General features: G+C 40.7%; 21 protein-coding genes. All 21 read right to left on the reverse strand.

Annotation, left to right across the window (positions count from 1 at the left end; translation table 11 throughout):
* Positions 1-4: 4 nt before the first annotated feature.
* Positions 5-1,003 carry a flagellar motor protein MotB gene (locus H4J41_RS03100; RefSeq protein ID WP_182134840.1) on the reverse strand — a complete coding sequence of 333 codons (999 nt, stop codon included), beginning with the start codon at positions 1,001-1,003 and terminating at the stop codon, positions 5-7.
* Positions 1,000-1,746, reverse strand: coding sequence for a flagellar motor protein (locus H4J41_RS03105; protein ID WP_182134838.1), 747 nt, complete (start codon positions 1,744-1,746; stop codon positions 1,000-1,002). Before H4J41_RS03105 ends, H4J41_RS03100 begins: the two co-directional genes overlap by 4 nt.
* Positions 1,739-2,860, reverse strand: coding sequence for a chemotaxis response regulator protein-glutamate methylesterase (locus H4J41_RS03110; RefSeq protein ID WP_182134836.1), 1,122 nt, complete (start codon positions 2,858-2,860; stop codon positions 1,739-1,741). Before H4J41_RS03110 ends, H4J41_RS03105 begins: the two co-directional genes overlap by 8 nt.
* 57 nt (positions 2,861-2,917) lie before the next feature.
* Positions 2,918-5,029, reverse strand: coding sequence for a chemotaxis protein CheA (locus H4J41_RS03115; RefSeq protein ID WP_182134834.1), 2,112 nt, complete (start codon positions 5,027-5,029; stop codon positions 2,918-2,920).
* Between the two features lie 13 nt (positions 5,030-5,042).
* Positions 5,043-5,786 carry a protein phosphatase CheZ gene (locus H4J41_RS03120; protein ID WP_182134832.1) on the reverse strand — a complete coding sequence of 248 codons (744 nt, stop codon included), beginning with the start codon at positions 5,784-5,786 and terminating at the stop codon, positions 5,043-5,045.
* Between the two features lie 29 nt (positions 5,787-5,815).
* The gene (gene cheY, locus H4J41_RS03125) at positions 5,816-6,199 is read right to left on the reverse strand and encodes a chemotaxis response regulator CheY (RefSeq protein WP_182134830.1); all 384 of its coding nucleotides are present in this window, start codon (positions 6,197-6,199) and stop codon (positions 5,816-5,818) included.
* A gap of 52 nt (positions 6,200-6,251) precedes the next feature.
* The gene (locus tag H4J41_RS03130; RefSeq protein WP_182134828.1) at positions 6,252-6,965 is read right to left on the reverse strand and encodes an RNA polymerase sigma factor FliA; all 714 of its coding nucleotides are present in this window, start codon (positions 6,963-6,965) and stop codon (positions 6,252-6,254) included.
* Between the two features lie 298 nt (positions 6,966-7,263).
* A complete protein-coding gene (locus H4J41_RS03135) occupies positions 7,264-8,106 on the reverse strand; it encodes a MinD/ParA family protein (protein WP_182134826.1) in 843 nt (280 codons plus the stop codon).
* Positions 8,107-8,367: 261 nt separating this feature from the next.
* Complete coding sequence (gene flhF / locus H4J41_RS03140; RefSeq protein WP_182134824.1) at positions 8,368-9,942, reverse strand: flagellar biosynthesis protein FlhF; 1,575 nt, start codon at positions 9,940-9,942, stop codon at positions 8,368-8,370.
* 43 nt (positions 9,943-9,985) lie between these two features.
* Positions 9,986-12,088, reverse strand: coding sequence for a flagellar biosynthesis protein FlhA (gene flhA, locus H4J41_RS03145; RefSeq protein ID WP_182134822.1), 2,103 nt, complete (start codon positions 12,086-12,088; stop codon positions 9,986-9,988).
* A 344-nt stretch (positions 12,089-12,432) separates the two neighbouring features.
* On the reverse strand, positions 12,433-13,563 hold the full coding sequence (flhB, locus tag H4J41_RS03150; protein WP_182134820.1) for a flagellar biosynthesis protein FlhB: 1,131 nt from the start codon (positions 13,561-13,563) through the stop codon (positions 12,433-12,435).
* Positions 13,563-14,348 carry a flagellar biosynthetic protein FliR gene (gene fliR, locus H4J41_RS03155; protein ID WP_182134818.1) on the reverse strand — a complete coding sequence of 262 codons (786 nt, stop codon included), beginning with the start codon at positions 14,346-14,348 and terminating at the stop codon, positions 13,563-13,565. The genes flhB and fliR overlap by 1 nt, the downstream gene beginning before the upstream one ends.
* Before the next feature lie 2 nt (positions 14,349-14,350).
* Positions 14,351-14,620: a flagellar biosynthesis protein FliQ gene (gene fliQ, locus H4J41_RS03160; protein WP_146880882.1), complete on the reverse strand. Its 270-nt coding sequence runs from the start codon at positions 14,618-14,620 to the stop codon at positions 14,351-14,353.
* On the reverse strand, positions 14,620-15,417 hold the full coding sequence (gene fliP / locus H4J41_RS03165) for a flagellar type III secretion system pore protein FliP (RefSeq protein ID WP_182134816.1): 798 nt from the start codon (positions 15,415-15,417) through the stop codon (positions 14,620-14,622). The genes fliQ and fliP overlap by 1 nt, the downstream gene beginning before the upstream one ends.
* The gene (gene fliO, locus H4J41_RS03170; RefSeq protein ID WP_182134814.1) at positions 15,401-15,865 is read right to left on the reverse strand and encodes a flagellar biosynthetic protein FliO; all 465 of its coding nucleotides are present in this window, start codon (positions 15,863-15,865) and stop codon (positions 15,401-15,403) included. The genes fliP and fliO overlap by 17 nt, the downstream gene beginning before the upstream one ends.
* Positions 15,866-15,871: 6 nt before the next feature.
* Positions 15,872-16,264, reverse strand: a complete 393-nt coding sequence (fliN, locus tag H4J41_RS03175; protein WP_182134812.1) for a flagellar motor switch protein FliN — start codon at positions 16,262-16,264, stop codon at positions 15,872-15,874.
* Between the two features lie 164 nt (positions 16,265-16,428).
* Positions 16,429-17,490, reverse strand: a complete 1,062-nt coding sequence (gene fliM / locus H4J41_RS03180; protein ID WP_182134810.1) for a flagellar motor switch protein FliM — start codon at positions 17,488-17,490, stop codon at positions 16,429-16,431.
* Positions 17,491-17,632: 142 nt separating this feature from the next.
* Positions 17,633-18,166, reverse strand: a complete 534-nt coding sequence (gene fliL / locus H4J41_RS03185; protein WP_182134808.1) for a flagellar basal body-associated protein FliL — start codon at positions 18,164-18,166, stop codon at positions 17,633-17,635.
* A 101-nt stretch (positions 18,167-18,267) separates the two neighbouring features.
* Positions 18,268-19,785, reverse strand: a complete 1,518-nt coding sequence (locus tag H4J41_RS03190) for a flagellar hook-length control protein FliK (protein ID WP_182134806.1) — start codon at positions 19,783-19,785, stop codon at positions 18,268-18,270.
* A 285-nt stretch (positions 19,786-20,070) separates the two neighbouring features.
* Entirely contained in the window at positions 20,071-20,505 is a 435-nt protein-coding gene (fliJ, locus tag H4J41_RS03195; RefSeq protein ID WP_182134804.1) for a flagellar export protein FliJ, read from the reverse strand.
* A gap of 28 nt (positions 20,506-20,533) precedes the next feature.
* On the reverse strand, positions 20,534-21,889 hold the full coding sequence (fliI, locus tag H4J41_RS03200; protein WP_182134802.1) for a flagellar protein export ATPase FliI: 1,356 nt from the start codon (positions 21,887-21,889) through the stop codon (positions 20,534-20,536).
* Between the last annotated feature and the right edge of the window lie 9 nt (positions 21,890-21,898).

The following is a 21,898-nucleotide window of genomic DNA, read 5'->3' on the forward strand; positions in this document are numbered from 1 at the left end:
ATTCCTATCGTTCATTAGTTTTTGCTTGTGATGGCTGAGTGGCTTCATTGTTAGCCTTAGTCTCAGCTCGGGTGGTAATGCGAATACCACCATTATCAAGTTCGATAATACGGATTTCATCATCGGCCATTGAAGTGCTAATGCGGTTAATTACGGCTACATTTTCTTCTGAGATACTGGGAGGGGCCACTACCTTGGCTTTTTCTAAACCGTATTTAGAAAGCGCAATAACGACACGACGATTTTTGGCCCGCCCTGCACTTGTACTATTGTCAGCACTTGGATAATACTGACCGTAACCTTCAATAGCCATTCGAGCCGGGTTTAAGGTTAAGGCTTCTAAGGTCCGTAAAATGGCGGTTGCTCTAAATACTGATAACTCCCAATTAGAGGAAAAAATCTCGGTCTTAATCGCTTGATTATCGGTATAACCTCTAACTCGAATGTAGTTGTTGGTATCAGCAATAATTTGATAGATAACCAATAAAATATCTTTTGCGCCATTGGTGGGCGACGCCGAGCCACTTGGAAACAATAAACTGCTGTTTAATTCAATTTCCAACCAATCACCATCAATTTGCAGTTGCGCGTAACCGGACTCTACTAGTTCATATAAGGCTTCATGAAGATCTTTTTCTAAAGAGCTTAAACTGCTACCCACTTGAGTATCTGAGACAGTAGATAAATTTACCTCACCTGAAACAATGTCAGGTTCAGCGACATCTACAATAGCATCACCAAACAATACCTGCTTAGTTTTTACACTATTAACCGGTAAGATATCATCGCCATGACCGCGATTTTTAGTTTGTGCTTCCTGCGCTTGAAATACACGACCTAGAGATTCTGTCGCGGTTGCAAACGGTTTTTCATTGACTCTCGCCATGGCATACAACACGACAAAAAGCGCAAATAATAAGGTCATATAGTCGGCATAAGAGACTAACCAACGCTCAACATTTTCATGTTCTACTAGGTGACGTCTTGCGCGTAGCCGGCTCATTGCTCCAACCGAAATGCCGACAGTTTGTTTTCAATGGCATGTGGGTTTTCTGCTAAGGCAATGGCAATCAAACCTTCGGTCATCATTTCACGATACATAGTTTGTTCGTGTACTATGGCTTTTATTTTATTAGCGACCGGTAAATAAAGTAAGTTGGCAAAACCTACGCCGTAAATAGTGGCAACAAATGCGGTGGCGATGCCTTGCCCCAATAGTTGCGGGTCAGCCAAATTCGACATGGCATGAATTAACCCCAGCACAGCGCCTATAATACCAATGGTTGGACTATATCCGCCCATAGACTCAAAAACATGAGCAGAACGTAAATTGTGTTCACGATATAAATCTAAATCAAGCTCTAATGAAACCCTTAGGTTCTCAACCTCTACACCGTCAACAAGCAAATTTAAGCCTTTGTTAACGTAAAAATCGTTTTCTTCTTTGGCAATATATTCTAGCGACAAAAAACCAGATTCTCGTGCTTTTTCAGCCCAAAGCACAATCGATTCAATGCCCTGTTCAATATCGTATTTAGGGGGAACAAACAACCATTTGAGTAAGCTTATGGCGTGAAAAAATTGACTTTGTGATGACTGCAACATAACAGCACCGAGCGTACCACCAAAAACAATAATGAAAGCGGGCAGTTCCAGTAACGAAGATATAGCACCGCCATCAATAATAAAACCGAAATAAATAGCGAAAATGGCAATAAGGAGCCCAGCTATACTGAGTTTATCCATGCTGTATTTCCTTAAGAATTGCAGCTGGAAAGCTTTCAAGGGTTAATGATAGTTCAGAGATTCCGGCAACCTTAACCGCTTGCGGCATACCATAAACAACACAAGACTCCTCATCTTGTGCCCATATAGTTGCGCCTTTATTTTTTAATAATCGCGAGCCTTCGCGACCATCTGCACCCATTCCAGTTAATATAACACCTAAAACATTACCACCAAAAACTTTAGCGGCTGAAGCAAAACTAATATCTACACTCGGTTTGAAAGCCATACGTTCAGAGTTGTCTTCCAGTATTCTTAGTTTTGCAGCACTTTCTGTCCCATCAATGATCATTTGTTTACCACCTGGTGCTAAATAGGCATGACCAGGTTTTAAGATGTCACCTGAGTTCGCTTGGCTAACCTGTATCTTGCAGATACCATTTAAGCGGTTAGCAAAAGCTAAGGTGAATGCAGCCGGCATGTGCTGCACCATAATGATAGGTAGCGGGAAGTCTTCAGGTAATTGAGTTAACAACTTTTGTAATGCTACAGGGCCTCCAGTTGAAGTGCCTATGGCAAGTAATTTATATTTTTTGCCAGAACTTTTTCTAAGGGTCTGGTTTTGATGTGTGATAGTTGTTGTGGCCGCATTTGGGGTAGTTGCATGACTGACCTTAGCTTTGTCCTCAACATCAGCCCTTGAGCGAAAGCTTGAAACTCGTGCGGCTGTAACCATTTTTTTTCTAGCTAATTGCTTAACGCGTTGACGTAATACACTACCGGCGTCTTCAGTAGTTTTAGCTATTTCATTAAATTTTTTCGGCAAAAAGTCTAACGCGCCAGCATCTAATGCTTCAAGCGTTGCTTTAGCGCCGTCATGGGTTAATGAAGAAAACATCAGAATGGCCGTTGGTGCTTTTGCCATGATCTGTTTAACCGCTTCAATGCCATTTAATAACGGCATTTCTATATCCATAGTGATGACATCAGGCTTTAAGGCAATAGCTTTTTCTACTGCATCAATACCATTAATAGCAACACCAATAACCTCAAGATTAACATCTGTATTAAGGATATCGGTTACTCGGCGTCGAAAAAAACTGGAGTCATCAACTACTAATACTTTAAATGACATTTACAATCTATTTCCTGTCGTGATTATGTGTTTACCACAGGCTATTACCTATGGATATTATGAGCGTAATTTCTTATTCACTAGTGCTTTTTTTGCGTAAAATTTAAGCATATTAGGTACGTCAATAATTAAAGCAATACCCCCGTCACTGGTTATTGTTGCTCCAGCCATACCTGGCGTACCATTTAATAATCTGTCTAGTGGTTTAATCACCACTTCTTCTTGGCCAATTAAACTATCAACAACAAAGCCCACTTTCTGGTTGCCTAACTGCACAATAACGACATGACCTAGCTCTCGTGGTTTTTCAACATAATTACGCACTAGCCACTGATCAAGATAAAATAATGGGATGGATTTTTCACGAACAATAATCGTTAACTGTCCATCAACTACATTAGTTTTAGTTAAATCAAGGTGAAATATTTCATTAACCACGGCCAAGGGTAAGGCAAAAGTCTGTTTACCAATCACCACCATCAAGGTTGGCAATATGGCTAACGTTAATGGCACTTTAATTTCAAGTATGGTGCCAACACCCATTTCTGAGTCGATACTGATGGTGCCATTTAGCTGGGTGATTTTTGTTTTCACCACATCCATACCTACGCCACGGCCTGATACTTCTGAAATTTCGGTTTTTGTTGAAAATCCAGGGGCAAAAATTAAACTAAAAGCTTCTTTATCAGACATACGTGCTGCAGCGTCGGCATCCAAAACACCACGATTTATGGCTATTTCTTTTAGTTTTTCCGCATTCATGCCAGCGCCATCATCACGAATGGTGAGTAGAATATGGTCACCTTCTTGTGATGCTGACAATAGCACAATACCTTCTCGTGGCTTACCCGCGGCTTCACGAGTATCAGGGGCTTCAATACCATGATCAACCGAGTTGCGCACAAGATGCACTAAAGGATCGGCTAAAGCTTCAACTAAGTTCTTATCTAGATCGGTTTCTTCACCTTCAAGAATAAGTTTAATTTCTTTATTGAGACTACGGGCTAGATCTCGTACCACACGAGGAAAACGTCCAAACACTTTCTTAATGGGTTGCATACGCGTTTTCATTACCGCGCCTTGCAAGTCAGTAGTAACCGCATCTAGGTTTGACAAGGCCTTGGTTAATTCTTCATCTTCTTTTGTCATGCCTAGACTCGCTAGACGGTTACGCACTAACACTAACTCGCCAACCATGTTCATGATCTGATCTAGTCGTTTGGTATCAACCCTCACCGTTGTTTCAGCTTGAGCGGGCTTTGCCGGTGCGGTTTTTTTGTCAGTGCTTGCTGGTATTTGATTTATTGCCGGTTTAGCCGCGGTGTTATTCGCCGCAGGAGCACTTGCCGCTTTTGTAACAGCGGCAGCAGGTTTTTCCGGTGCTTGAGCTTTAGGTCGTTGATTTTTGCCATGCAGTTCATCTAATAACGACTCAAAATCATCATCATCTATTTCATCAGCCGATGCGGAATTTTCTGTGCTAGCATGCGCAGGAGTCACCGCAGGAGAAAATGCACCTTGGCCGTGCAGTTCGTCCAGTAATGATTCGAATTCATCATCCGAAATATCATTACTACTACCACTATCACTATCACTACTAAATGTTGTTGGCTGCTCAACTACCGGCGCACTGGCTTTTTTTGCACCGCTGCCATGAAGTTCATCTAATAGGCGTTCAAATTCATCTTCTGACATTTCGTCACTTGAATTACTATCAGCTGCAGGTATATTTTCCTCAGCCGTTGCAAGCGCATTTTCTGCCACAGACTCTGCTTGTCCTTCCGGCTGAGATAGTCGATGTAACTCGGCTAGCAAACTAGGATCTGCCGGGCTTAATGGCGCTTTATTTTGTACTTGAGCAAACATTTCATTAATGGTGTCGAGCGCTTTAAGAATAACATCCATTAATGAGGAGGTAACTGATCGTTGTTGATTTCTTAAGGTATCGAAAACATTTTCCGCACCGTGACAGGCATCAACTAACTCGGCAAGTGACAAAAAGCCAGCACCACCTTTTACTGTATGAAATCCTCTAAAAATAGCATTGAGCAATTCCGCATTTTCAGGATCATTTTCAAGCTCAACTAATTGCTCTGACAAGGTTTCAAGTATTTCCCCAGCTTCAATTAAAAAATCCTGAAGAATTTCTTCATCTTGTTCAAATGACATTTAGTAACTCCTATTAAAAACCTAAGCTTGATAATAAATCATCAACGTCGTGTTGATCTGAAACAACATCTTTACGATTTCCAGGATTAACAATCGGACCTTCAACTAAGTTTTCACCTAATTTTGGTAAGTAATTCGATTGCTCTTGTTTGGAAGCCATACCAAAGGCTGTTAGCATATTTATTAAGCTGTCTTCAACCTCACAAACTAAATCAATAACTTTGCGAATAATTTGGCCGGTAAGATCTTGAAAATCTTGCGCCATCAAAACATCCGTCATTAAGCCATGAATTTTGCTGGTTTCTTTTTCTGTTGTTGTCAGTAAAACATCGATATCTCGACATAATACTTTAAAATCAGTAACATCAAGATCATTGTGCATTAATTTATGCCACAGCGGATTAACGTTCTTGATTTGTTGTTGAATATTACTAACCACAGGAAAAATTGATTCAACAACATCCATGGTTTTATTAGCCGCTTCTTCGGTACGATCAATAACAAAATTCAATCTTTCTTTAGCATCTGGAATGTCCGCAGTCGCTAAATCATTCAAACGTGAATCAAAATGAAAGTTATTCAATGAATTATGCAATTCGCGAGTTAACTTACCTATTTCTTCAAACAATGCAGTTTGAACTGGATTTTGAATTTCTGCAATTAACTCATCCGCTTTGTTTTGCTGATCTGCCTCAAGGTATTTAACCAACAATTTAGCCTGTTCTAAAGAAACATGGATACTAGTATATTTACTCATATAACAGCCTTGTGTAAAAAAATTGGTGATTAACCAAGACGTTGGAAAATTTTATCAAGCTTTGCGCTTAACGTTGCAGCTGTAAAAGGTTTAACGATATAACCATTAACTCCCGCTTGAGCTGCCATGATAATTTGATCTTTCTTCGCTTCTGCAGTCACCATCAATACTGGAATATGAGATAACTTTTCATCCGCTCTAATGGCTTTAAGTAAATCTATCCCTTGCATAACTGGCATATTCCAATCAGTAACAACAAAATCAAAATCACCAGCTTTCAGCATCGGCAGCGCGGTATTACCATCATCTGCTTCTGATATATTGGTGAAACCTAAGTCGCGTAATAAGTTTTTGATTATGCGTCTCATTGTTGAAAAATCGTCAACAACAAGCACTTTCATATTTTTTTCCAAGACACCCTCCGGTGATAACATTTAAAATTTTACAATATTTTTAATATTCTACTTAATTTTGCCACGATTGCATACGAGCTTTTAATCTATGCATCGCTTGACTGTGTATTTGGCTTACCCGTGATTCACTCACATCAAGTACTTGGCCTATTTCTCTAAGGTTAAGCTCTTCGTCATAATACAAGGACAGTACTAAAGCTTCACGCTCGGGTAAAGAAGAAATACACTCTGCTAATGACTTTTTAAAGAAACTTTGTTCAATGTTAGCGTAAGGTTCATCTTGCTGGTGACTGTGGGCTATTTCAATCACATCATCACTAACACCTAAATCATCAAGACCAAGAATTTTCCCTGAACTCACGTCATTCAGTATCTGATGGTATTCATTGATTGAAATCTCAAGTTTTTCAGCCACTTCAACATCGGTAACGTCGCGGCCATATTGCGCTTCTAAGCTTTTGATGGCTTCGCTGATCATGCGACTATTTTTATGCACTGAGCGGGGAACCCAGTCACCCCGACGAATTTCATCAAGCATGGCACCACGAATACGAATACCCGCAAAAGTTTCAAAGCTAGCACCTTTGCTATTATCAAAATTATTTGCCGCTTCAAATAAGCCTATCATGCCTGATTGAACAAGGTCATCAACCAAAACACTGGCCGGTAGTCGGGCAAGCAAATGATAAGCAATGCGCTTCACGAGTACTGTGTGTCGCTCCAGCAAGGCCGATTTATCAACACTATAAGTATGTACTTTTAACACGATAACTCACTTGTTTGTTAAATAGGGCCTGTAGAATTTTCATTCTAGTCTCGGCTATAGATTAGGCTTTCAGTTAACAAGGCGACAGACATATTAGGTAGCTATGCTAGTTTACACTTGCTAACGATGTTAGTTAAAAAACAACGATAGACCTTTAACAGGCGGTAAAAAAACCTACGCACTTGCTATAGCTAGAGCTCGCTTAACTCATGCAAAAAAAAACACCACGAATTGTCCAATTGTAACCCTGCTTCGTCGTTATGTTCATACCTAGCTACAAGTTAAAAGCTCAACAGCTTTAGTGTTCTAGTAATTGCTCAATAAAGAATTCTAAATGCCCAGAGGCTTGTTTTGGCACTGGCCAGCTCACAATGTTTTTGGCAAGTGCTTTAAGGCCAATTGACGCTGGCGAGTTAGGATATGCCTCGACAATCGCTTGTTGTTTTCTCACAGATTTACGAATATTTTCATCATAAGGTATAACAGCAACCAGCTCTAAAGTGACATCCAAAAATCTGTCAGTGACTTTAGCTAATTTCGCAAATAAATTTTTACCTTCATTCGGGGTGCGCACCATGTTTGCCACCACTTTAAATTTGAATAGCCCGTGATCTCGGCTTAACAATTTCATTAAGGCATAACAGTCAGTAATTGAGGTGGGTTCGTCACACACGACTAATAAAACATCTTGTGATGCACGGCAAAAACTTAATACCATATCTGAGATACCGGCAGCGGTATCAACAATTAAAATGTCAAATTTGGTTTTCATATCACTAAAAGCACGAATAAGTCCGGCATGCTCAGCTGGGGTTAAATCCACCATAGATTGAGTGCCTGATGTCGCAGGAATAATATTAATGCCGGCAGGGCCTTGAATAATAATATCATCCAGTTCACATTCACCCGATAGCACATGCGACAGGTTGCGTTTTACGCGCAAACCTAGCATAACATCAACATTAGCCAAGCCTAAGTCGGCATCTAGCACTAAAACCCGCTTACCTAATTTAGCTAAAGAAATGGCAGTATTTAATGAGACATTAGTTTTACCAACCCCGCCTTTACCGCCAGAAACGGCGATGACTTTTATGTATTCGGGGTTTTGCATTTTTCTTAAGCCACTCGCTTGATCTATCATCTATATAACTTCTCTATGTAATGCCCATTGCAATAAATAATCGGTCATTTTAAGCTGACCTCAACGTACAAAAATCACTTAATGCTGTGGAACCATACATGACTCAAAATGGCCATGTAAGAATCAATCAAGCGCCAAACTACACGGATGGTGATACTTACCTGTAGTCTGAAACAATAAACCTATGCTCTTGAATATTTATGCTTACTTATAATTGGATAATTGCTTACTTAATTCAATTAGCATAATTGCTCTGCCTAACTATATTGCGACGGCTGATACCGGATTACGCCAAGAAACAGTCCCTGAGCTTTGATACTTAGTGGCCATTCTGTCTGCTAGCGTAACCAATTTTTCAGCATTTGCAACCTTAATATCTTCCGGAACTCTTTGTCCATCAGTAAGATAGCCAATAGCTAAACCGTTTTGTAATGATGTGGTGATAATTTCACCGACACTTAGGCTTTCATCTAATTTAGTATAAATGCAGCCCGCTAAAGGAATACTTTTAAAGCGCTCAACATTTTCTTGCATAACACGCTGCTGCGTATTGGCGGCTAATACTAAGTAATTACGAATTCTAACACGAGCATTTGAGATTAAGGTAGTCAAATGCTCAGTTAGACGCATATCTCTTTGCCCCATACCGGCAGTATCGATCAATATTAATTTTTTTTGTGAGAACTGTTGTAACAAGCTATCTAGCTCATCGCCGTCATTGGCCAACTTAACGTGGCAACCAATAATACGACCGTAAGTAGCAAGCTGTTCAAAACCAGCAATACGATAACTATCTGTAGAAATTAATACCACTTGGTCGGCGCCGTGCAGCTGAGCAAAGCGGGCCGCTAATTTCGCAATAGTGGTGGTTTTACCCACGCCTGTTGGCCCAACAAGAGAAACCACGCCACCACGTTGAATAATATCATTGTTAGTGGTGTTTAATTGTTGCGCTATAATATGTTTTGCTTGCTCAAAGGCATCTTTTTCAAGGCTATTGGCTGGAATGTAACCCGCAATTTGATCAGCCACTTGTTCATTAAGACCCATCGCCATTAATTTATTAACCAACACAGCGCGCATCGGATCTTTTTGCGCCATATCTTGCCACATTAGCCCTGACATTTGATGTTCTAATAGCTGACGAATAGATGACATTTCTTTTTGCATATGATCAAACTCACTGCCACTTATTTGACGTTCGCCACGCGAAGCCATTTGCTCAGGTGCAGGTGTTGATGAATCAAGCGAGTTAGTAAAGTTTGCACTGTTTGAGCCATGCCCAGGAGTATCTGCTCCTTGGTTGCCCGCGTGATCCGCTGAGTCTAAATCAGTAGTTTGCGCTAAACGAGTAGTGAAATTTTTAAACTGTTGTTCAATATCTTGTGGTGCAGCACCAGGCTTGTTGTCCGCTTGATGATTAACCTCATGAGTTGAGCTAGCTATTTGACTATTAAATGCCTGTGTTGCTGGTGCTTTATCGTAGCCATTTTGTTGTACTTGTCGGCTTAACAACGCGGCTAAGCTATCGGCTGGCAAAGTGGTTGACGTTTCTGCTGACTGAGGTGAGCTACTAATGGCTACCGTATCTTCAACACTGTCGAATCGGTCAACTTGATGAGTCGGCTGGGTATTGGCAGCCGTACTCGCTTTGCTGTGCTCAGATACTGGTGATTGGGTAGGCTTAACACTTTGGTTATAATCAACCGCAGCCATTAACTCGACACCTTCAGCAATTTTTTTATTAGACATAATGACGGCATCAACACCCAAATCTTCTTTAATTTGTGCGAGTGCGCTTCTCATATCTTTTGCTACATAACGTCTAATTTTCATCGCCAACCCTTATAATTCAGTACAACTTACTTTGAAGTATTTTTTACTGGCCGATAGCGCTAACAATTTTGATTTGCTTATCATCTGGAATTTCTTGATAAGAAATCACCCGTAATCCCGGGATGGTATATTTAACAAATTTAGCTAAAACTGCACGTAAAATACCTGACGTTAATAAAATTGGTGTGTCACCAGCCATTTCTTGCTGTTGTGCACCATCGGTCAAAGATTTCTGTAGTCTTTCTGCTAAACCTGGTTCGATACCTGCGCCATCATCTCCAGCCATTTGCATAGACTGATGCAACATCTGTTCCAACTCTGGTGACAAAGTTATGACAGGTACCTCTACCACAGGTCCAACTAACTCTTGCACAATGAATTTTCGCAAGGTTATCCGAACCGCCGCCGTTAACACTTCAGGGTCTTGAGTCTTAGGACCATACTCAACTAAGGTTTGAATAATGCTACGCATATCACGTACAGCCACCCCTTCATTCATTAAGTTTTGTAGTACTTTTACAATAGTGCCTAATGACAAGACATCAGGGATCAGGCCTTCAATCAATTTAGGATAACTCTTAGCTAACATATCAAGTAAGTTTTGAACTTCCTCATGGCCTAATAGCTGTGCGGTATTATTAGTTAAAATTTGACTTAAATGTGTTGCTAATACCGTGGCTGAATCAACCACCGTATAGCCTAGTGATTGTGCGTGTTCGCGTTGATCTTTTTTTATCCACACCGCATCTAAGCCAAAAGCAGGGTCTTTGGTTGCAACACCATCAAGCTTGCCAAATACTTGACCTGGATTAATAGCCAGTTCTTGATCGTGGCGAATTTCGGCTTCACCTACCGTGACTCCCATCAGTGATATCCGGTAACTGTTAGGATCTAAGTCTAAATTATCGCGAATATGAACGGCTGGTACCAAAAAGCCAAATTCTTGCGAAAGCTTTTTTCTCACGCCTTTAATGCGATTAAGTAACTCTCCACCTTGAGCTTTATCCACCAAAGGAATTAAGCGATAGCCTATTTCAAGGCCAATAATATCAACATGATTGACATCATCCCAACCTAGGTCTTTAACTTCGGCTTCTTGTTGCTGACTTTCAACTTCTGCCGCCTGACCTTGTTCAATTAATTGTGCCGCCGCCGCTGCTTTATATTTACTATTAAAAAACGCCACCCCCGCGATTAATATCGCAAAGGTTAAAAAAGCAAAGTGGGGCATTCCAGGCACAATGCCCATAACAAACATCACACCTGCGGCAATATAAAGTGATTTTTCTTGGCCAAGTTGACTACTAACTTGCTCGCCCATATCTTGAGAGGTGTTTTGGCGGGTAACCACGATTGCCGTGCCTACTGAGAGCAATAACCCTGGAATTTGTGCAACTAAACCGTCTCCGATAGTCAGTAGGGTATAAATTTCCACCGCACTGTCAAACGAAAGATCATGCTGCACCATACCAATAATTAAACCACCAACAATATTGATAAAGAGAATTAAAATCCCCGCAATGGCATCACCTTTAACAAATTTACTCGCACCATCCATTGAACCATAAAAGTCGGCTTCACTGGTGACTTCAACTCGGCGTTCTCTCGCTTCATCTGCGGTGATAAAACCGGCATTTAAATCCGCGTCAATCGCCATTTGTTTACCTGGCATAGCGTCTAAAGTAAAGCGCGCAGTTACCTCAGCAATACGCCCTGCACCTTTGGTAACAACAACAAAGTTGATGATAATCAAAATGGAAAAAACGACTAAACCAACCGCATAATTGCCACCAATAACAACCGAGCCAAAGGCTTCAATCACTTTCCCTGCCGCATCAGGGCCTTCGTGCCCCTCAAGTAATACCACTCGGGTACTCGCAACATTAAGCGCTAAACGTAAAATAGTCGCAATCAGCAATACCGCTGGAAATGAGCCAAACTCAAGCGGCTTTAAGGTATAAACCGTGATCAATAAAACCACCAGAGACAAGGCAATATTGAAGGAAAAAAGAATATCCAACAAAAATGCTGGCATAGGTAAAATCACCATACCGAGCGCCGCCATCACGAGGAATGGCGTACCTAAACCTGAAAGTAGGTTAAGTTTTTGTTTCTTTAGCTTATTAAAAGTTGCGGCTAACTGCATGAGTGCTTAAGGATAATTTTTTGACGTGTCTTGTAATTAGCAATAATCAGACCAATGTTATTACTTTTGTAATTTATGCATTTTTATTTTGTATTTTTTAGTATCACTATTGATCAGTTCTTGTTCATATAAAAAAATCGTAATGCATAAACGACAAAATTTTATTCTAGGTCGACAGTTAATCCGAATTAGATAACGCCTATGGCTGCTGATGTGGATTGGGGGTTATTGTTGCTTAAAACTGTCCAATATTTTTACTGACAGCTGATGACTAATTGTTTAACCACCGACCGACAGCGATGTCTTTTTACTGAAAGCTAATCCCGACCTTTTTTTCGTCAGAATTAATAGCGAAATTCATCTGGGATGGGTAAGTTTTTGGCCACAGGTTTGGGTCGGCGCGCCTGACCTTTTTTATGGGCACTCAACTGAAAAATAAATGCCAGTATTTGTGCTACTGCCGCAAATAATTGTTCTGGGATTTCTTCATTGGGCTCTGCGGTGTAATATAAAGATCGAGCTAAAGCTGGAGATGCCACAACCTCAATATTATGCTCTTTGGCAATGGTACGAATATGTAAGGCCATTTCATCTATGCCTTTAGCGACTAATACCGGTGCACCACCCGCTTCAGTGTCATATTTAAGCGCTACTGAATAATGGGTTGGGTTAGTGATCACCACATCAGATTGGGGTACGTCTTGCATCATGCGCCGTTGTGACATTTCATATTGCGCCCTTCTAATCCGACCTTTTGTTTCTGGGCTACCTTCAGAGCTTTTCATTTCATCTTTAATTTCTTGCATACTCATTTTTAATTGCCGATTATGATTCCACACTTGATATGGCGCATCAATAACCACAATAATGCCAATTGAAAACGCTAAGGCTAAAAACATCCACATCAGTAATGACACCGCATGAGCAAAATTATCCGGAATATTCTCCGTACTTAAACTCAATATTTGGCCAAACAAACTACTCAGTAATAAATACGCTGAAATAAAAACCACAAAAAACTTAAGAATTGACTTAATAAGTTCAACATAGGATTGCACACCAAACATGCGTTTAAACCCAGCCATCGGCGAAAGTTTACTGGCTTTGGGTGCCATAGCTTCCCAAGAAAAACTGATACCGCCCAGCAGCATGTTGCCAATAAAGGCCGCAATAACAATAATAATATGTATCCAAAGAAAAGGTACTGTTATTGCACTGATACTATCACTGATCACTTGATATAAAGCATGCACATCCATGGTTTCTTTCCGACTTAGACTCAGCAGACGAGTCATCATCTTTGCTAGGCCCTCAACCAAAGAATTGCCCATGAGCATCAATGCCGCCGCACTGCCGACTAAAACAAACATAGTGCCTAAATCTTTTGAACGCGCTATTTGGCCTTTTTTTCTCGCGTCAGAAAGTTTTTTCGCCGTGGGTTCTTCGGTTTTTTCACCGCTATCAGATTCAGCCATTAGGGCGCGGCTCCACAATCGATAAGATAACAGCTAAAATCTAAAGCCCGTTGCCATTGCATAACAAAATGACTATAAAAATTACCCATGGTTAACCACATAATTAATAATCCTGCACACATGGTGACAGGAAAACCAATAGCGAAAATATTCAATTGCGGCGCTGCTCGCGTCATAATGCCAAATGAAAAGTTAATTAATAACATCGCTGTTAAAGGTGCAATGGCGAGTGACAATGCGGTGGCAAACATCCATCCACCCCATTGGGCGATTTCTTTAAATTTGATACTGGAAAATTCTGGGGCAGGAATAGGAATAGTGTCAAAACTGGCGACCACAAACTGTAAATAAGCTAAGTGGCCATCCATTGTCCAAAACAATAATGATGATAAAATTAAAAAGAACTGACCTACAGCCGGCACGCTTGTGCCACTGGCGGGGTCAACAAGCGAGGCAAAACCTAAACCCGTTTGCATCGCGATAATTTGGCCCGCTAAGGTAAAAGTATTAACCACCATCACGGTGACAAAGCCGAGCATGATGCCGATAATCATTTGCTCACCAATGAGCAATGTTGTCGCCAATGAAAACATATTATCAACACGAGCAGGCGGTAATGCTGGCATAACCGCGACCGTGACGGCCAAGCAAAGAAACAATTTCACCCGTCCAGGAATGGCTTTTGCCCCTAAGCCTATCATTGACATCACCATGGCTGAAATACGTGTAAACGGCAGCAAAAAATCAGCCATGCTTTGATTAATAATTGACTCAGTGAACTCCATGGCTAACTGACTACGCTAGGGATGCTACCGATGAGTCGAATGGTATAATCCATTAGTTTTTGTACCAACCAATGTCCGCCTATAATTAAAGACAGCAAAGTCACAATTAAACGCGGTAAAAAACTCAAGGTTTGTTCATTTATCGAGGTAGCGGCTTGGAATACTGCTACAACCAAACCAATAATCAGGCTTGGCACAATAACGGCACTCACCAGTACAATCACTAGAAACAGCGCATCTCGTAAAATATCAACAAATACCTCAGGACCCATTACGTGGCTCCCATACCGTAACTTGTTGCCAGTGTACCTATCACTAAATTCCAGCCATCAATCAGCACAAATAGCATTAACTTAAACGGCAAAGATACGATCATCGGCGATAGCATCATCATCCCCATCGCCATTAAAATACTGGCCACCACTAAATCTATGATTAAAAATGGAATAAATAACATAAAGCCAATTTGAAATGCCGTTTTTAACTCACTAATAACAAAGGCTGGAATGATCACTGTCATCGGTAAATCTGTTGGTTTATCAACTTGTGTTATACCTGCCATTTGGGCCAAGGTATCCAGATCTTTAATACGTGTTTGCTCTAACATAAACGCCCGTAATGGCACTTTAGCTTTATTAATCGCCTCAACCGAGGTTAATTGGTCTTGTAAGTAAGGTTGAATCGCCCGAGCATTAATTTCGTTATAGACCGGCGTCATAATAAATAAGGTCATAAACAAAGTAATGCCAATAATAACCTGATTAGACGGGGTTTGTTGTAAACCAAAAGCTTGCCGTAAAATCGCCATGACCACCACAATGCGGGTAAACGACGTCATCATGATCACCGCTGCCGGTATGAAACCTAGCGCGGTCATAAAAATTAATATTTGTAAGGTAACTGAGTATTCTTGCGAACCATCCGGATTAGTGGTCAAGGTTAACGCTGATAATGAAAGGCCATCGGCGGCAAAACTAGTATTGCTAATGAGTAAAAACGACAAAATCGTCACCAGTAAAGTGACGATTTTGTTTAACGATAATAATGATTTTTTATTTTTGTTTATCATAAGTTTTTATAGCTTTTTGTTTGAATAGTTTTGCTAACGACTGAGCAAAATCAACACTGTTTTCTGTGGCATTCACCAAGGGTTCATCAAGGGTTTCTAACAAGGTAACCTGCTGTGTGGTGACCCCAAGCAATAATTGTTTATCTCCAGCTTGCACCACCACTAACTTCTCTTTTGCCCCAAGGTGTAAACTTGTGACTATTTTTAAGCCATGGTGAGTTTGACGTACGCCTTGAAAACGCTTTAATATCATGGCACTAATAACAATCACCGCCAGCACCATCAGTAATGACATAATCATACTCATAGAATTCATATTAGTGGCAACATGCTTGCCCACTTCAACCGGAACATCCTCAGTTAAAGCAACATCGCTAACAACCTCTTGCGCATGGGCAAAGGCTGCAAAAGCCAACCAGCTTAAAAGTCCTGATAAAGTTTTTTTCATTAGTGACTATTTTAACTTTTTAATACGTTCAACTTGGCTAATAACATCAGTCAAGCGAATACCAAATTTATCATTAACCACAACCACTTCACCATGAGCGATTAAGGTGCCATTGACCATCACATCTAATGATTCACCTGCAACACGGTCAAGTTCAACAACCGAGCCTTGGTTCAGCTGTAGCAAATTTCGAATACTAATATGACTACGCCCTACTTCCATAGAGATGGTAACAGGTATGTCTAGAATCGCATCGAGCTTACGCTTTTCTGCACCTGAGATATTGCCACTATCTTCTTCTAACTCTTCCAATTCAACCGCTTTAGCCGCTTCTGCACTAGCTTGCTCATCCATCGCTTCATCCCACATACCTAAATCATCTTTGTTTTCTGTACTCATACTATTTTCCTCAATTTTCATCGAGTAGCGTCAAAATACTTACACTACTCGTTTGTTATTTTCTATTATGCCGTTATACAATTTTTACACCAGAGTTAATCAGTCCTGTTTTATCAAGCCTGTTTTCTCAAACATGTTTTATCAATATTACTTATCCAGGTTTGTTATAAATAATCGTCTAATAAATGCAGCTCGGCATCACTGTCTAAACGCTTACCACCTTTGGTCAAAATAGTTAGCTCTGATTTAACTGATTCCGGACGCTTAATTTTTGATTCTATTTTCAGCGCTAAATTATTACGACTTTGACCAAGTTGAGCCCTAAATGACGGTAATTTTTCTATTAATACAGTAATATGTTCAGGCATATCAATGGGAATAATGTCACCGGCTTTAAGGTCCATAATTTTTTGCAATGGCAAGGTCACTTCGATAAATTTAGTTGATATCTCGACCGACACGTCCATAATTTCATCACGCAGGGCCTTCGACCAACGCATATCAGTATCTTCTTTATCAGTTTGTAAACCGGCATCAAGTAATTCGCGAATAGGCTCTAACATTGCATACGGTAAAACCACATGAAAATCACCGCCACCCCCATCAAGTTCAATATGAAAAGAACTAATCACCACCACTTCAGTTGGACTAACAATATTTGCCATCGAGGGATTAACTTCTGAATCAAGATATTCAAATGAAACATCCATCACAGGTGACCATGCTACTTTATAATCTTCAAAGATAATTTTTAACAACATTTGCACAATACGGCGTTCAGTGGGAGTAAATTCACGTCCTTCAATTTTCGCATGATATCGACCATCACCACCAAAAAAATTGTCCACTAATATAAAAACCAGTCGCGCTTCCATGGTAATTAGTGCCGTGCCTTTTAAAGGCCGAAAGCGCACCATATTTAAACTGGTTGGCACAAATAAAGTATGTACGTATTCTCCAAACTTAATCATTTGGATACCGTTAATAGAAACTTCTGCGGTGCGACGCATCATATTAAATAAACTAATACGCATATGACGTGCAAAACGTTCGTTGATCATCTCCAACGTTGGCATGCGGCCACGAACAAGGCGATCTTGCGAAGAGAAATCGTAATCAGACGTCTCTCCTGAATTAGCAGAGTCCTCTAAAGTTTCATCTTCTTCAACATCATCAACACCGTGTAAAAGTGCATCAATTTCATCTTGAGATAATAAATCACTCACTCAATAGTCTCTTTATCTTGTTAGTTTAGTTACACTGTTCACAAACCATAGCCGTTAACTTAAGCAAAAGTTTAATCAAAAATTCAATCAAAAGCTTCAATCAACCAAGCAATCTATTCGCGGCTATTTTTCTTCAAAGGAATTACTGCATGACAAAGCCGGTAAAGAGTACTTTTTCAACCACTGTACTCCCTTCAATTTCAGTCATTACTTTCTGAACTGCTACTAAAGACTTTTGCTTTAAAGCTACTTTTCCTGCACTTGTTGCTAGATCATCAGCATTCGACTTTGAGAAAACACCTAACAAGGCACTTTCAATTAAGGGTACATGTTTTTTAGCGATTTCTTCATTTTCAGCGCCTCGCACCAACAGCTGTACACGAATTTCAACAAAGCGATCACGAGCAATTCCAGGTACATTAAAGCGAAAATGTCTTGGCATAGGCACATATAAAGCTGAGCCAAGTTGAGCACCTACGACTTTTACCGCTTCGTTTTCAGCGCCTGTGTCTAAAGCCGCATCGATCTCAGCTTGTGAAATGTCATTATCACCACCAAAGATAAAAAACGCAGCCGCACCGCCAGCAATAGCCAAAACGGCAACAATGGCGATAATGATAATCAACTTTTTCTTCTTACCTGGGTTATCCAGCTTAAGTTCTTTTTCGTCTGCCATGGTTTCTACCTGTGAAGAGTTTTTATATCTATTGTTAAACTATATCGTTGAATAGCTGCTAATCCAAAGGGTTTATCAAGTATTGTCAGTGTATTCATGAATTAAGCATAGTAATCGATACCGGTTGACGAAGCTTTGAGCACATTCACTATTGCGTTATCATTTTCACTGAAACTGTCTTCAGCCGACTGGGCATTTTGCCCCTTGTTAGACTGGCTGTCAAAACCATCACCATCTTGCTCTTTTGCTTCGCGCTGTTCGATATTTGCCTCCCCAACATCAACACCACTTTCAGCTAACATATCGCGTAACTTGCCCATATTTTGCTCTAAAGCCTCTCTTGCTTGCTGGTTTTGCACCACAAATTGCACCGCGGCTTGCTCATTTTGTAAATTCACTCGCACATGAATATTACCCATCTCTGGTGGGTCAAGTTGAATTTCCACTTGTTGAATTTTTTGGTTGATCATCACCATCACTTTATCTTTAACAGCATCGGCAAAATCTTTACGGTAAATAGCAATAGTTTCAGTCTGCATAGTGGCAAATGATTTTTGTGTTGAGACAGTATTTGTCGTTAATTGATTTACCGTACTTTCAAAACTTTGCTCTTGCTGGGCAGCTAAATCCGCAGCACTTGTCAGCGGCTTGGCTTGATCAACTAATGTTTGATTAAACACTGACGCCACTTTGTCAACTTGTGGTGTTAGCTTGTCGCCCTCAGTTTTAGCGGTTTTTTGTGCCTCGAGCATGGCACTGGCTAATTTATCAAGGTCTTCATTTATCGCTGTTTTCTGATTAGTATCAAGTTTTGTATCCGTAACCGATGTTGATACCACAGTAGCTGTACTTTGATTAACAAGATGAGTTTTTGCGGCTTCGATATCGCTACCAGGTTTAAATTCACTCGCTTTATCGCTGGCACTATTTTGCAATGCGCTATTGTTAGCTAATTGGTCAACACCTTGGGTTTTATCTAAACCGGCATTGCCTTCTTCAGTTAATGCTTTTATACCTGCTTGCTTTGCCATTAGCTCGGCATCATCAATGCTAGCTTGCTCACTCGTTAAGGACGTTGTGCCGGCAGTGGTTGTTTGCATATAGCCTGATGTAACGTCGCCCGGCACTTTCCCTTCAGCAGTATTATTTGCTGCAGATTTTGTCAACAATTGCTCTGCACCACTTAACATTTTTAATAAATCAACCGCGTCATCATTTTCAACATTGCTCGCTAAGTCACTTTGGGTTTGAGCTTGATGTTCAGTTTGAGTTTGAAAGCCAAGATAGGATTTTAGCTCAGCGTTTGGCGCAGAGAGATTTTTGGCATCGTCTATCGGTAAAGGCACGGGTAAAGTATGAGCATCATCAACTTCATTGCCCTTGGCTAAACGCTCGCTTTTTAAAGCCTGTTGGTGTTGTTCTGCCGCTTTAGAGACAAAATTGCCATATGGCTCAGTATTTTGCTCTGACTCTTCCGCTTTTTTTCTTAAATAGTGTTGCTCCATCGCATCATTAAATGCGTTGCTTTTAGCTTGACTTTTTATTGACGACCCACCTTTAGCACCAGGGGTGTCAAGGCTTTGGCCAGCATCAGTAGACAATATATTCATTTGAGACATAACAGACCTTTCTTAAATGTAGACTTAAGCACAATTTAATAAATTATTTCTATTGTTAATTAAGCAATATTCATTCCAAAAATAATTTTCAAGAGAGAAGGCAGTATGATCCTGCTTGTCTCTACCTGTGACCAAATCGTGCCGATCTAATAGGCAGTTCAGCGCTAAAGATTAAAGTGAACTAAATATAAAAGCATCAATAACAAGCCTTGAGTTTGAATCTTGATGCTGATGGGGTTTACTCAAGTACTTAATCTATTGTTTCTATTATTAAAATGGCAGAGTTTAGCGGCGGCGGCGAACAAATTGTTGTGTCGCCATTTCATCAAACATTTTTTGTTCTTTTTTATTCGCGACTAATTGCAGCGCGGCCAGTTTTTTATTACGTAGTAATTCTACCGCTTGTATTTTTTGTCTTTGCTCTAACCATTGTTTTTTTCGCGTATCAACTAATGCTTTCGCTTGATGAACCGCAACTTTAACCTGTTGAGAGGCGTTATCTAGTTTCGCGATAAAAGCATGAAAATGGCTATATGTTGCACTATCAATACCCTCGATTGAACGCTGATTAAGCCGGCGCATATATTCTAAACGATAATCACTAACACTTTTTAATCGCGTTTTATTTTGTTCATAATCAACCTCTGCCACTTGTAATGCTTGTGAGGCTTTTTGTTCTTTATCAAGTTCATACTTATATAAGGTGTTCAACTGTTTCATCGGTTTAGTGACCTATTCGTTATTGTGTCTACTGATTTTTATTGGCATGAGCTTGCGCTGCCGCTAATACTTCCTGCAGCTGAGTTAAACTTTGATCATAAGGAATAATTTCAAGCGTTTTTTGCTGCAAAAAAAATTGAATTACGGGTTGCAAGTCAATCGATTGATCTATTCTTGGATCCGTCCCTCTGCTGTAGGCGCCAATGGCAATCAAATCTTTATTTTCCTGATATAAGGCATAAATCTGCCGTAGTTGCCTAGCAAGTTGCTGATGTTCTTGGCTGGTTACCATCGGCATAACTCGACTAATTGAGCCTTCAATATCAACCGCTGGATAATGCCCGGCATCAGCTAGTTTTCGAGACAAAACAATATGACCGTCTAAAATGGCACGGGCAGCATCAGCAATCGGGTCTTGTAAATCATCACCTTCGGTTAATACAGTAAAAAATGCACTGATTGAACCTTGGCCGTCCCCGCCATTGCCGGCTCGCTCAACGAGTTGGGGTAATTTAGAGAAAACGGATGGCGGATAACCTTTCGTTGCCGGTGGCTCGCCTACCGCTAGTGCTATTTCGCGCTGCGCTTGTGCATAACGGGTCAGTGAATCTACCAACAATAAAACATTTAAACCTTGGTCACGAAAGTATTCGCTGATCTGCACTGCGGTTTCACAGCCCTTAAGCCGCATTAACGCTGAATTATCGGCCGGTGCTGCCACCACCACAGAACGCGCACGACCTTCTTCACCCAAAATTTCTTCAATAAATTCTTTAACTTCTCGTCCACGCTCGCCAATTAAACCCACGACAATAACATCAGCGTTTGTGCCACGTGTCATCATACCTAACAGCACACTTTTACCAACACCTGAGCCCGCAAACAAGCCCATTCGTTGCCCAACACCAACGGTTAGAAAACTGTTAATCGAGCGCACTCCAACATCTAGGGGCTCGGTAATGGCTCGTCGTGATAAGGGATTGATCGGTGTACTGTCATATTGATAACTATCAGAGGCTTTAATCGGCCCTTTACCGTCAAGCGGTTTGCCAACACCGTCAATAACTCTGCCTAACAAGTCCATTGATAAGGGTAAACGTGCTTTAGTCGATAAAGGCACGACTCGTGCGCCAGGTAATACCCCTTGCAAGCTTTGTTCTGGCATTAAAAATGTTATATCTTGGGCAAAGCCAACAATTTCTGCAATCAGCTCGCCTTGTGAGGTTTCCACCAAACATTGGCTACCAACCGCGGCTTTAACGCCAACCGCTTCTAAAGTTAACCCCACCACACGCACTAAACGCCCGGCAACAGAGACACTGTGCGGGTGAATAAATTTTTCACTATTTTTTAAACGTTCAGTTATGCGATTTATATCAACCATAGAAATTTT

Source organism: Colwellia sp. MB3u-45, assembly GCF_014077005.1.
Classification (GTDB): Bacteria; Pseudomonadota; Gammaproteobacteria; order Enterobacterales; family Alteromonadaceae; genus Cognaticolwellia.